Source organism: Klebsiella sp. K5-306, assembly GCF_051835185.1.
In the GTDB taxonomy this organism is placed as follows: domain Bacteria; phylum Pseudomonadota; class Gammaproteobacteria; order Enterobacterales; family Enterobacteriaceae; genus Klebsiella; species Klebsiella oxytoca.
Map to the genome: position 1 here is coordinate 178,916 of NZ_JAIFJY010000012.1, position 12,927 is coordinate 191,842.

11 protein-coding genes are annotated in these 12,927 nt (G+C 53.0%); all 11 read left to right on the plus strand.

Translation table 11 applies throughout. The annotated features are described in order from the left end of the window. The first annotated feature begins 59 nt into the window (after positions 1–59). Positions 60–3,119, plus strand: coding sequence for a chitinase (locus tag K2184_RS18980; protein WP_196552922.1), 3,060 nt, complete (start codon positions 60–62; stop codon positions 3,117–3,119). Positions 3,120–3,430: 311 nt separating this feature from the next. Next, complete coding sequence (locus K2184_RS18985; protein WP_077258923.1) at positions 3,431–4,147, plus strand: winged helix-turn-helix transcriptional regulator; 717 nt, start codon at positions 3,431–3,433, stop codon at positions 4,145–4,147. Between the two features lie 417 nt (positions 4,148–4,564). Beyond that, positions 4,565–5,107, plus strand: coding sequence for a fimbrial protein BcfA (locus K2184_RS18990; RefSeq protein WP_004108376.1), 543 nt, complete (start codon positions 4,565–4,567; stop codon positions 5,105–5,107). A gap of 84 nt (positions 5,108–5,191) precedes the next feature. Beyond that, positions 5,192–5,875, plus strand: a complete 684-nt coding sequence (locus K2184_RS18995) for a fimbria/pilus periplasmic chaperone (RefSeq protein WP_049128837.1) — start codon at positions 5,192–5,194, stop codon at positions 5,873–5,875. A gap of 10 nt (positions 5,876–5,885) precedes the next feature. Further along, positions 5,886–8,495: a fimbrial biogenesis usher protein gene (locus K2184_RS19000; protein ID WP_163524579.1), complete on the plus strand. Its 2,610-nt coding sequence runs from the start codon at positions 5,886–5,888 to the stop codon at positions 8,493–8,495. After that, positions 8,496–9,503: a fimbrial protein BcfD gene (locus K2184_RS19005; protein WP_163524577.1), complete on the plus strand. Its 1,008-nt coding sequence runs from the start codon at positions 8,496–8,498 to the stop codon at positions 9,501–9,503. It begins immediately after the preceding gene. After that, positions 9,504–10,040, plus strand: a complete 537-nt coding sequence (locus K2184_RS19010) for a fimbrial protein BcfE (RefSeq protein ID WP_004110439.1) — start codon at positions 9,504–9,506, stop codon at positions 10,038–10,040. A gap of 35 nt (positions 10,041–10,075) precedes the next feature. Beyond that, complete coding sequence (locus K2184_RS19015) at positions 10,076–10,573, plus strand: fimbrial protein BcfF (RefSeq protein ID WP_049094734.1); 498 nt, start codon at positions 10,076–10,078, stop codon at positions 10,571–10,573. Then, a complete protein-coding gene (locus K2184_RS19020) occupies positions 10,566–11,270 on the plus strand; it encodes a pili/flagellar-assembly chaperone (RefSeq protein ID WP_024273710.1) in 705 nt (234 codons plus the stop codon). The genes K2184_RS19015 and K2184_RS19020 overlap by 8 nt, the downstream gene beginning before the upstream one ends. A 29-nt stretch (positions 11,271–11,299) precedes the next feature. After that, positions 11,300–12,145 carry a DsbA family protein gene (locus K2184_RS19025; protein WP_004108353.1) on the plus strand — a complete coding sequence of 282 codons (846 nt, stop codon included), beginning with the start codon at positions 11,300–11,302 and terminating at the stop codon, positions 12,143–12,145. A gap of 62 nt (positions 12,146–12,207) precedes the next feature. Then, positions 12,208–12,507 carry a hypothetical protein gene (locus K2184_RS19030; protein ID WP_004108350.1) on the plus strand — a complete coding sequence of 100 codons (300 nt, stop codon included), beginning with the start codon at positions 12,208–12,210 and terminating at the stop codon, positions 12,505–12,507. Positions 12,508–12,927: the final 420 nt, after the last annotated feature.

Sequence of the window (12,927 nt, forward strand, 5' to 3'; positions counted from 1 at the left end):
AAAATGCAAGCCCCGGTTTACCGGGGCTTTTTTCCACCAGGGAATGAGGAATTTTGTCAATGACGGTCTCGATTAAAAACAGCCAGATCGATGTGAACAGCTGGTATCAAAAAATCACCTTAACCATCACCAATGAAAATAACAGCGCCGTGGATATCAATCATGCGGCCATTGGTTTTACCGGGTCCGGACATCAGGATCCGTGGGGCAATTTTGGCGGTACGCTTAAAGGGGATATGCCCCTCACCTTGAGCGGTAAAACGCAGGGAGCCCTCGACGTCAATGAAATCATTATTAATAACAGCCAACCGCTGCTGCTGCAGCCCGGTGAAAGCGGCACGTTATTCTTCAGCTTTGCCGCCACTCAGGTACCGGTCAAAATCTCAACTTTTAGCTTAACCCTGGCCTCATCTGCGCAAGATGATAGCGCTGATGAATCTGCGGACGAGGGGCAGCCGGAACCTGAAGCCCCCGTCGATGATCAAACTGATGATGTCGCGCCTGTACCGGAAGAGATTATCCCTGACGATGAGGGTACGGATGAGATGGCTCCTGAGCCTGAAGAGCAGGGCGATGATGCGGTTGTGGAAGGAGAGGGAATGACTGTTGTCGCAAGCCCGCTGAGCACGACCAGCTGGTATCAACGGGTGACTCTGACGCTGACCAACCTCTATGCCCAGGCTATCGACCTTAACCAACTTAAGCTGCAGTTTACCGCCAGCGCGCATCCCGATCCTTACAGCGCGTTCAGCGGATCTTTGCTCGGCAACAAGCCCGTAACGTTGGGCAGCGACGGCGGTTGGCCAATCGAAAAGAACACGATTACGATAAATAATGATGGGCAATTCTGGCTAAAGGGAGGCGCAAGCGCTGAGCTGCAGTTCTATCTTTCCGCTACCCAAACTCCGGTCACTATGAGCGGCTTAACGGCAATCCTCGCACACGACCCAGGCCGTCAGGGCAAGATCAATATTCAGTTCCCTTCGTTAAAACAAAACACCACCCTGAAGCCGACGATCGACCTGTACTATCCGGATGCGACTTCACGACGCTTTGCAGGCGAGTGGGGAGAGACGCTGACCATCAGCGATCTTAGCGCAGGTGAGTACACGATCGCTGTGCTGGAGCTGAGTAATGATGATATGCAGATCGTACCCGTTGAATCGACGTTCAGGCTGAAGCTGGCTGGCGGATCTGACTGCCAGACCTGTCAGGTCGCGTATCAGGCGCCGGTACAGTTTGCTTCAGTACGTCTTATCGTCGATGCCCCTGAGTTTGCCGGCGCGGAAATGGTGGTTGAGCTGTGGTCGGAATCTGGGGTATGCGAAAGAACCCTGACGATGCCCGTCAACCAAATACAGCTGGTGGATCGGCTTATCGCCGGTCACTGCTACGAGATTGGCTTACTGTCGACGGTAATCAATAACCAGATGATTAGCCATCCCGCCCGACCGACGATTTTTACCCCTGAGCAGGGCCAGGTGAAAGAGGTGAGCATCGGCTTCCAGCAGACCGGGGTTGATAGTCATGATTTTGTCGAAGTTCAGGTGACGATACTAGGTTTACCTGAGGGCGTATCGCCTCAGCGCTATCGGTTCTGCTGCGGGCAATATCAATATACCGTGATGCTGGAGAGCGATGCCCGTCTGCAAACGCTGGCGATGCATCTGGCTCCCGGACAGTATAGCGTTGAGACTCCCGATGTTTACGTCGCCGGTACACCGTGGCGCTGTGAACAGGATGCGCCGCTGCGGCTGCTGAAAAGCGTCAATCATATTACGCTCGAGTTTGTGCAGGGCGTTCCACTGCAGGTTAAAGGCTGGCCGGACTATCTTGCCCACGGCGGGGTGACGGTGAATGCCGCGGATACCGTATCGCTATATCGCGACGTCCCTTTTAGCGCCCTGTTTAAATATGATGGTTTTGACGGCGGCGGCGACCCGCTACCGGCAGCGGAAGTGGATAAAAACGGTGACGGCTTCCTTGATTATGACTCGCTGCCGATTCACAAAACCGTTCCGCTGGTGCGTGAGATTGAAAAAGAAGCGGGGCGCTCCGTGATGCCGGTCATGGTGGTTTATACCGCTAACGCCAGCGGCGGCAGCGCACTCTCGGATCTTCAGGACGGACAGCGGTTACGTAACCACTTTGGTAACTTCATCACCCAGTGTCTTGCGGCGCAGTCCTGGAAGGACGACCAGCACGCCGTTCCCGCCACCTTTGTGCTGAATCCGGATTTCCTTGGCGCGATACAGCAGGAGCCGTACGGCTATACCGCGGTACGTAAAGCGAATAGCGTACAGGTTAACGTCCAGCTGGCGGCGGCGATTAACGCTTTGCCTGCTCTTCCGGGATTCAGCGCGCCGCTGTTGCCGACGTTTTCTAACGATCTTTATGGTTATGTCCAGGCGATTAACTATATTGTGCGCCAGTTTGCGCCGGACGTGGCCTTCGGCTGGCAGACCAACGTCTGGGCGACGGGAACGGCAGACTGGGTACTCAGAGCAAATGCCGATCCTGTGGCCCAGGGGACAGCGATAGCCAGCTGTATCAATGAGCTGGGAGTGTATAGCGGTGAGTATGCGCCAGATTTTATCGCCTTTGATAAATTTGAACGCGATTGCTTTAGCCCGGATGCATTAGCGCACTATGGCTGGAACGCGACCTGCTGGTTTAATTATTTAGGGATGGTAAAACAAGCGGCTAAAGACCTGCATAAACCGGCTATGCTATGGCAAATCCCGGGGGGCCATATGCCAACCGTAGACGAAGGCAACAGTAAAATTGCCGCCGCGCACTACGCGTCGGGCGGAAGCTTCTTTATGGGCGATGCGCGTATTGGCAGCGATCTCAATACCATCGCTTCGGATCTGTTAAATACGGCGGTGAATAGCGCAACTTATGGCGTAGCGACAGTCGGCGACTTTTTACGCCAGGATAATGGCTACGACTGGGGGCAGATGCAGGCGTTAAATCTCCCTGACTATAACGTTTTCTCAGTACTTTGGGGGGGAGGCTCAACGGTAAGTATTACGACGATTCACTCTAACGGTGAAGATGGCGGTTGGCTGGCAGAAAAAATGGTGGAATATTACTCAGCGCCAAAATATTTTAGTTAATAACACCTCTTTCCCTGCTGTTTAGTGAAGAAAAATCATCTTGTTCATAGTGATTCAGAGAGTTTAATATTCTGAATCACTATTTTTTATGAGGTTTTTTATTTTCCGAGAAATAGTTTCATTTGTGATTTTATTTCCCTGTTAATATTATGTTTTGAGGTTTAATTGAGCTTGTTGATATTTTTATTAAGAATTTACTCATCGTGCTAAGTATTGCGTATTTGTGCGGGTTTGGTACAGATATACTACCAGGTGGTTTTATTTATAATTAATTGAAGACACCTTTCATTAAGTATATGTTGGGTTGACCTATGATTATGGTTTTTAATGAAAAAATGAAAGTTGACATTGCTGAAAACGATAATGAGAATACCTTGCACTCATATTTATTTTCCCAGCAGGCTAAACCACATGCAGCGCTTGATGCGCTCTTCTCCGCATTATGGTCTTTTGGTAAGCCTTTTAATTTAAATCCTGGTGATGAGTTTTTACTTAATTCTGGCGGTGAGAATAAAATAGTCCTTCTGCAGTCCGGGATTTTTTCATTTTGCCGCTGCGGCAGTGGACTTCATGTATGTTCCGCTTTTGCTCCTTCTATTGTCGGGTTAGTTGACAGCTACGGGGTGACCTACGATGTTCCGACCCGACCGGAGCACTTTCTGGTGGCCGAAACCGAGTGCAGCGGACGTGCGGTTTCTTTGCCCGACTTTATTAAGACCGTCGATGAGTGCGATCTGTGGCACGATGTCGCACGAATACTTGCCTATCGTCTGATGGTGATGAGCGTACGGGATCGGGAGCTGGTTGGCGTGGATTCTTATCTGAAGGTGCGCGCATTATTAATCGAGCTTTGGGCTTATGCCAGCGAATACCGACAAAGCATTAACGTCCTTAACTTTATTCAAAGACGAACGGGCATATCCCGTAGCCGTACGATGAAACTTCTCTCTGAACTTAAGAAAGGGGGTTATATTAGTATCGATGGCGGTCGTTTATTAGACATGAAGAAATTACCGACGGCCTATTAGCGATGTTGCATAAAAGGTGTTTTTTTACATCAATTAAACACCTTTTAAAAAGTATTACGAACGGTTGTCTTTCGTGCATTCATGTATTAATTAAAAAGTCAATAGTCCTGATGGCATAGGGTGTATCTCATGACTATAGTTCTTTTAAAACATGAGGTTATCTGTAGTCCTATAAAAACAGCAGGTGATGATTGCAACTGTTTATACCTTTTATAATAATTAACTAATGTCAGAGTGTTTATTTGAGTGAGGCGATTACTGGTCAGTAAGTTATCTCATATTAATGACGTGAGTGTCTTCCTGTAGCATATAAAGCCAGGGATCGTCAGGCTGGCCTGAGCGAAAGCCCTTGTCCACCAATGTCTGATATTTATCAAACTATAACACTGGGTTTTTATTAAATTTAAAAGGGATTATATGAAAAAGCATCTATTAGCCATGATGGTGACTGCTATTTCTGCAGGCGGCATGATGACTTCCGCTTTTGCGGATACGGCGACCGTTTCTGGTGGCACTGTTAATTTTGTTGGCCAGGTTGTTAATGCCGCCTGTTCTGTTTCTGCTGACTCCGTTGATCAAACGGTCACCTTAAGCCAGGTTCGTGCCAGCAAATTAACGGCCGCCGGCATGGTTGCGAATCAAAAAGAAGATTTCTCGATCAAACTGGAAGATTGCGATACCACGGTAAGCCAGGAAGCCGCAGTTATTTTTAACGGTCAGCAGGACGGTACGCTGGCCGGCTCCCTTGCCAACACCGCAGGTGCTGGTGCGGCTACCAACGTCGCTCTGCAGCTGTATGGTCCGGACGGCCAGCCGCTCAATATTGGCGATACTTCTGGCACCGTAACGTTAATTGATGGTGAAAACGTGGTTCCGCTGAGCGTCGATTATATCGCCACCGGCGCTGTAGTTGCCGGTAACGTCTCTGCTACCGCCACCTTTAGTATGGTGTACTCCTGATTTCTTTTCAGGTATTCCTCCGTGCATCTTGCGCGGAGGAAACGCTATTTGTGTTGCGCCCAAAATCGTTTATTTACTTAGAAAATGCTTAAAAGAACAATTCAATTTCTATCGCTGTTACTGGCTATCGCTGGAATAATAAACCAGGCGCACGCGGGCGGTATCGCTCTGGGATCAACCCGCGTTATCTATCCGCAGGGAAGCAAGCAGGTCTCTCTGCCGGTTATTAACTCCTCGGAGAACAACGTTTTCCTGATTCAGTCCTGGGTTGCCAATGCTGATGGTAGCCGGAGCTCTGATTTTATTATTACCCCGCCGCTGTTCGTGATTCAGCCGAAAAAAGAGAACACCCTGCGAATTATGTACATCGGTCCGTCTTTGCCCACCGACCGGGAAAGCGTGTTCTATCTCAATAGCAAAGCGATCCCCTCGGTCGATAAAACCAGGCTGGCGAATAATTCATTGCAAATTGCGACCCAAAGCGTCATTAAACTTTTTATTCGTCCTGCGGATTTGTCCGTTCCTTCCGCAAATGCGCCCGCGATGCTGCGCTGCCATAGCCAAAACGGTCGATTAATCGTTACCAATCCGTCGCCCTACTATGTCTCTCTGGTTGAAATACATGCTGGAAGCCGAAAACTGCCGAATGCCATGGTCGCGCCAAAAAGCGAGCTGACGTTGCAGAGCAGCGAAAGCCGGGTAACCTTCCAGACCGTCAATGATTTTGGTGCGACCACGCCTGTACAAACCTGCCAGAGCCAATCTTAGCGTGCAGAAAATGGCTGCTATAAAGCGTCAATCGCCGTCTGTCAGTAAACCGGTGCTGATGACCCTGACTTTAGTCAGCGTGTTAACGCTGCCGAAGGGCTGGGCGGATAACTATTTTAATCCCGCGTTTTTATCGGACGATCCGTCCAGGATCGCCGATCTTTCACGTTTTGAAGGCAATGGCCAGGCGCCTGGCGTTTATCGGGTCGACGTCTATCTGAATGGCGCCTTTCTTGCCACCCGCGATATGACCTTCTACGAAGCGAAACCCTCTGCCAGGACGCCAGCCGCAGACGACTCCGGGCTAAGCGCTTGTCTGACGCCTGATATGCTCAAAGAGATGAAGGTGAACGTTGAGGCCTTTCCGGGGTTGTTAAAGCCCTCTTCTCAAGGGTGCGTGGATATTGCCGCCGCCATTCCTGCGGCCTTCGCGCGCTTTGATTTCACCCAGCAGCGCCTGAATATCAGTATTCCCCAGGCGGCGATGAAGAACAGCGCCAGGGGCTATATTGCACCTGAATACTGGGATGAAGGGATCAGCGCGCTATTGCTTAATTACACGTTTACCGGTGCGAATAGCCGCGATCGCAGCGAGGGCGGCGTTGATGCCCGTACCCTGTTTCTTGGCCTTAACAGCGGCCTGAACCTTGGCGCCTGGCGCTTGCGTAACTATTCCACCTGGAACGATAACAGCGGCGGCGAGAGCAATAAAAGCGACTGGCAGCATATCAGCACGTATGTAGAGCGCGATTTGCGCGCTCTGAAAAGCGAACTGACCGCAGGAGATAGCTATACGCCTTCCGCGATCTTCGACAGTTTGCCCTTTCGCGGCATTCAGCTGGCTTCCGATGACAACATGCTGCCTGACAGTATGAAAGGCTTCGCACCGACCATCCACGGTATCGCTAAAAGCAATGCCCAGGTGACCATTCGGCAGAATGGCTACACCATCGACCAGCGCTACGTCTCTCCCGGCGCATTTACCATTGACGACCTTTACTCCACGGCCAGCAGCGGTGATTTGAGCGTTGAGATAAAAGAGTCCGATGGCAGCATCACTCGCTATAGCGTGCCGTATTCCGCTGTGCCAATTCTGCAACGTGAAGGGCGGTTGAAATACGCGGCCACGGCGGCGAGCTATCGCGGCGACAGCAGCCAGAAAGAGGACGTTAAGTTTGGCCAGGCGACGCTGATATGGGGCCTGCCGCACGGCTTTACCGTCTACGGCGGGACGCAGTTTGCCGATCATTATCGCGCGCTGGCGTTAGGTACGGGAGCCAATCTGGGCGACTGGGGGGCGATTTCCGTCGACCTGACCCAGGCGCGCAGCACCCTGGCTGATGATAGCGAGCATCAGGGGCAATCCACGCGTTTTCTTTACGCTAAATCGCTGAATAGTCTGGGAACTAACTTTCAGCTGCTCGGCTATCGCTACTCAACATCGGGTTTTTATACCCTCGACGAGACGGCGTGGAAGCGCATGTCTGGCTATAACGGTCCAACCGACCAAAATGAAGACCAGCGTAGCTGGAGCGATTACTACAACCTCTATTACACCAAACGCGGCAAGATTCAGCTGAATATCTCGCAGCTGCTTGGGCGTTTTGGTTCGCTTTATGTAACCGGTAGTCAGCAGAGCTACTGGCATACCGATGAGAAGAACACGCTGCTGCAAGTGGGCTATAGCGATACCCTGGCGGGCGTGTCATGGAGCCTCTCTTATAACCAAAGCCGTGCCCCGGGAGAGGACAAGAGCGACCAGCTTATTGCCCTGAATCTCTCGCTGCCGCTCAGCCAGTGGCTACATCACAGCGATGATATTACCCACAAGCATCACAATATCTACGCCACGTTCAGCACCAGTACCGATCGGCACGGCGGCGTCAGCCAAAATGCCGGAATAAGCGGTACCGCGCTGGCGCAAAACAATCTCAGCTATAGCGTACAGCAGGGTTATCAAAATCATGGCGTTGGCAAAAGCGGCGCCGCCAGCCTCGAATATGATGGCGCCGAAGGCAATGTCAACGTGGGCTATAACACCAGCAATAACGGCGATTATCAGCAGATAAATTACGGGCTGAGCGGCGGCATAGTGGCGCATGCGCACGGCTTAACGCTGAGCCAGCCGCTGGGCGAGACCAACGTGCTGATCGCCGCTCCGGGAGCAGGCAATGTCAATATTGATGACGAGCCGGGCATTCATACCGATCGCCGGGGCTATGCGGTGGTGCCTTACGCCACGACCTATCGCCAAAATCGCATGGCGCTGGATGTGAACTCGATGGCGGATGACGTGGATATCGACGATGCCGTCGTGAACGTCGTGCCTACGCAGGGCGCGCTGGTACTGGCCAGCTTTAAAGCGCGCGTCGGCGAACGTGCGCTCCTGACGCTGCTGCACGACGGGCAGCCGGTACCGTTCGGCGCGACCGCCTCGACCGATGCGTCAGCGGAGGAGGCGATCGTCGGCGATGGCGGCGAAGTTTACCTGGCCGGTTTGAGCCCCCAGGGAACGCTCAAAGTGCAGTGGGGCCGGGGAGCTTCCCGGCAGTGTCTGGTGCATTATCAACTTCCCGCACCCCGGCAGGCCCTGGTGCGACAACGCGTGGAATGCCGCTAAATGAAGACAGGTTTATTTTTTATTCCGCTGGCGGGACTGCTGTTAGCCAATGCGGCTCAGGCTGCCGTCTGTCAAAACGTCAACGGCGCGCCTACTACGGTCGATTACGATCTGAGTACCACCCTCACGGCGGCCCAAAACGCGGCGGGGAATACGGTTCAGTTGACCAAAAACCAGGAAGTGAACGTTCAGGCCGTGTGTCCCGCTGGCTCGGCACTCTCGAACCGGACGTATCGTTCCTATGTTTCACCCTACGCCGTGGTTGAAACCAGCGGCCCCTGGAAGTATTTAAAGCTCGACCCTGACTATCTGGAGGGGGCGATGAGAATTGACGACTCCGCGGCAGGAACCCTTTATCTCCCTACCAACTACGCCTATATGGGCACCGATGACAGCGTAAACGCCGGCAAACCGTTCTACATCCGCGACTCGAACCTGGTGTTTCAGCTCAAGATTGCCAGGCCTTTCGTGGGGACCGTCACTATCACTCCGAAGACCATGTTCAACGTCTACGTGACGACAGGGACGAGCGATCCCCTGAGCAACGTGGTTTACAACATTGCTTACAGCGGAACGGTAACCGTGCCACAAAGCTGCGAAATCAACGCAGGGCAGACCATTCTTGTGGATTTCGGCTCGCTTTATAGCGGTGGCTTCAACCGCGCCGGGGCAAAGCCGGTGAGCGTCAGGAATAAAAAATTCAGGGTGCCGGTGAAATGCAGCGGCGTGAATTCGCAGGTTAATTTAAGCCTGCGGCTGATTGCGACAGCGGATACTCACCTTAACCAGGCTATCGCCTCGGATAACCCGGACGTCGGCGTGGTGGTTGAGACCAACGATGGCGCGGTATTGACGCCAAACGATGCCAGCAGCGTGGTGCCTTTCGTCACTGACGATGCGGGCAAAGCCAACATCGCGCTGCAGGCTTATCCGGTTAGCACGACCGGTGAAATTCCCGCGGAGGGCGTATTTACCGCGCTGGCTAACCTGCGGGTGGACTTCGACTAAATGAGCTTAAAACGCGGTCTCTTTTTAGCGCTCCTCTGCGGGAGCCCATTTTGCCAGGCCAGTGATACCGGCAATAACCTGGAATTTACCGGCACGATCGTTGCGCAAACCTGCGATGTGGAGATTTCCAGCGTCAGCCAGAGTATCGATTTGGGGCAGTTTTCGGTTGAGGATTTTCCCGCAACCGGAACGACAACAAAATTTAAGCCGTTTAACATTAATCTGAAAAACTGCTCCCGGGGAATTACCGGAACCAAAATCTGGTTTACCGGCACGGCAGACAGTGATGATCCGTCGCTGCTGGCGCTGACCGATACCGGCATGGGTAACGAAAATATGCTGGCCAGCGGCATCGGCGTGGAGCTGCTTGATGAAGATCAAGATGATGTCAGTATGAATAATAGTGAATCAGTAGTTTATCCCCTCAAGGCCGGGCGCAATACGCTCTCCTTCTACATTCGCTACAAATCGACACGGCCAGTGGTCACCTCCGGCAATGCGACGGCGGTGATGTATTTCGACCTGCAATACGAATAGGCGCGGCGATGAATAAATATGCTTATTATGCCTGCATGGCTTGCTGCCTTCTGACGACAGCAACGGCAGACGCGCATGACGGGCGTGTCTATGTCACCGGCACGATTACCGACAATACCTGCACGCTGTCGCCGGATTCAGAAAACATTAACGTGGAGATGGGCAGCGTATCGAACCGTCAGTTTTACCAGGCTGGCGATGGTTCCGCCTGGCAGCCTTTCGCCATTGATTTGCAGAACTGCGGCAGCACCGTCAGCGGCGTTACGGTGAGCTTCAGCGGGACGGCAAATCAGCGAAATACGGATCTCCTGGCGCTTATCGACGCGGCGGACGATGCCACAGGGATTGGCATTGGCCTCTATGACCAGGATAAACATCTTATTCCGCCAGGGCAGACGAGCGAAGTCATCGCGCTTTCTCCGGGGCAGACTTCCGCGCATCTGCAGTTCTATGCTCGCTATATCGCGGACGGCAGCGCGGTTACGGCCGGAAAGGCGAATGCTTCAGCCACGTTTATCCTCGCCTATGAATAAACTCCTTTTTTATATCGTCATGAGCTGGCTGCTGCCGATCCCTGTAGCTCAGGCGGGCGTGGTGATCGGTGGGACGCGGTTTATCTATCATGCGCAGATGCCGACCCTAAGCGTGCCGGTGAGCAACACCTCTTCTGAGAGCTGGCTTATTGATAGCCACATTCAGTCGGCGCGACGATGGCCCGGCGCGGCTATTGCCGCAGGGAACAGACCCCCCTTTATCATTACGCCGCCGTTGTTCCGTCTTGCGGCAGAGCAGGAGAATACGCTGCGCGTGACCTGGACCGGCGACGCGCTCCCCTCCGACCGGGAAAGCCTGTTCACATTGAGTATTGCCGCCATACCCTCCGGTAAGCCTGGCGACCATCATGTTCAGATGGCCTTTCGTTCCGCGCTGAAGCTTATCTATCGTCCTGCTGGCCTGGCAGGCAATCCCCAGCAGGCGTACCGGGGGCTGCGCTGGACGTTGACCCCGGAGGGGCTGTCGGTACAGAACCCGGGCCCTTATTACGTCACGCTCTTCTCGCTCAAGGCCAACGGCCGGCCCATTGATACCGCAGGTGTCGTCGCCCCTTTTTCGACGCGCAAAACCGACTGGTGCCAGCGGGCGACCCGCTGCGAGGTGCGCTGGCAAAGCATTAATGATTATGGCCGCGTGCTGCCGCCGATAGCGGCGAACGTACTGCTGGCGCGCTGATTTTTATCCCTGGAATGAGAGTTTGTTTTATGCACGATTCATCTTTAAAGCTGAGCTGCCTGGCGGCACTGGCGCTGATTAGCGGCGCGATTTCTTTACCGGCGCAGGCGGAGAACGGCGAGCCGGCGTCGCAGATTGGTCCGGCGGCGGAGGCCTATATCGCCAGCCATCCGGATAAAGTCGGCGAAGCCGTAGCCACGTATCTGGCGAATCACCCGGAATTTCTCATCGCCGCCAGTGAAACGCTACATCAGCGGCAGCAGATCGCCCAACAGCAGGCTTACGTACAGCTGGCCCTGCAGTATCAGGCCGGGCTGTTGAGCAGCGCCAGCCCATCCGTTGGCCCGGCAGATGCGAAAGCTGCAGTGGTCATGTTCTTTGATTATCAGTGTTCATGGTGCAGCAAAATGGCGCCGGTTATCGAGGCGCTGATCAAAGCCAACCCGGATACGCGCTTTGTTTTCAAAGAGTTCCCTATTTTTTCTTCGCGCTGGCCGGTATCGGGGCTGGCAGCAAGGATCGGCGAACAGGTGTGGTTAAGCGACGGCGGCGCCAAATATCTTGACTGGCATAACGCGCTCTATGCCACCGGTAAAGTGGAAGGCGCGCTCACAGAACAGGATGTCTATGGCCTGGCGCAGCATTATCTGTCGAAAGAGAAGATCGCGGAGGTCAAGCAGGCGCAGGATAGCGGGGCGGTTCATGACGCTCTGCTGGCAAATCAGGCGCTGGCCCAGCATATGAACTTTTCCGGTACCCCCGCGTTTGTCGTGATGCCACAGGCGAAAACGCCGGAGGCTAACCGCGTCTCGGTGATGCCCGGCAGCTCCTCGCAGGACGCTCTGCAGACGGCGATTCAGAAAGCGAAAGGCTAGGGGCGGCGTTCTCCACCGGGGTGGTCACGCCCCGGTGAAATCAAACACAGGAGTGTCGAAACATGGAAAAAATGCCCCTCATACATAGTGTGATGCCCGCGCTGGTCTTGCCGCTATGGTTTATCGGCTGCGCGTGCCTCGCCTCCGGCGGTCAGCTTCAGTTTTCCGGTAGCGTGATAACCGCCGCCTGCTGGAACGAAACGGGAACCTCCGATATTTTATGCCAGCGTCAGGATCGTCTTGAGCGTCATATCACCGTGGAAAACCTCATTGTGCCCATATCCTCCCCCTATGCCACGATTGAAAAGTCCTACCTGGATGAGGACAAACAGCTAACGCTGCTGCGCGTGGTCTATGACTGATCCTCACGCCCGTCTGTCATTGCCAATAATCCGATCGCCCCGGTCCCTCAGGCAAGATAAGGGGCGGAGAAGAGGGTATTTCTTGCGCATCTGTTTAATGAGTCAGTGCCGTTTTCATTATTGTTAAGAGAATATTCTCTGCAACAGAAACATTCATTTATGTGGTTATTAACAACATCCATTGACACCCTTTTTGCATGAGTTTTTATGCCGTTGCTATGTGAGATTTCAATCACTAATATCATTTTCTTTTCGATTGATACTTCTTTCCCGATTGGCCGGTTTGGCTATGGATACATCAATTTTACTCCCATGAATATCTGCAATTATAGGCTGGTGAGAGAGCAATAATACATCTGGCCAGAGGGCTTATGGGATTAAATGCGTTATATGTTGCGTTATCAATTTTTAAATTTTTTT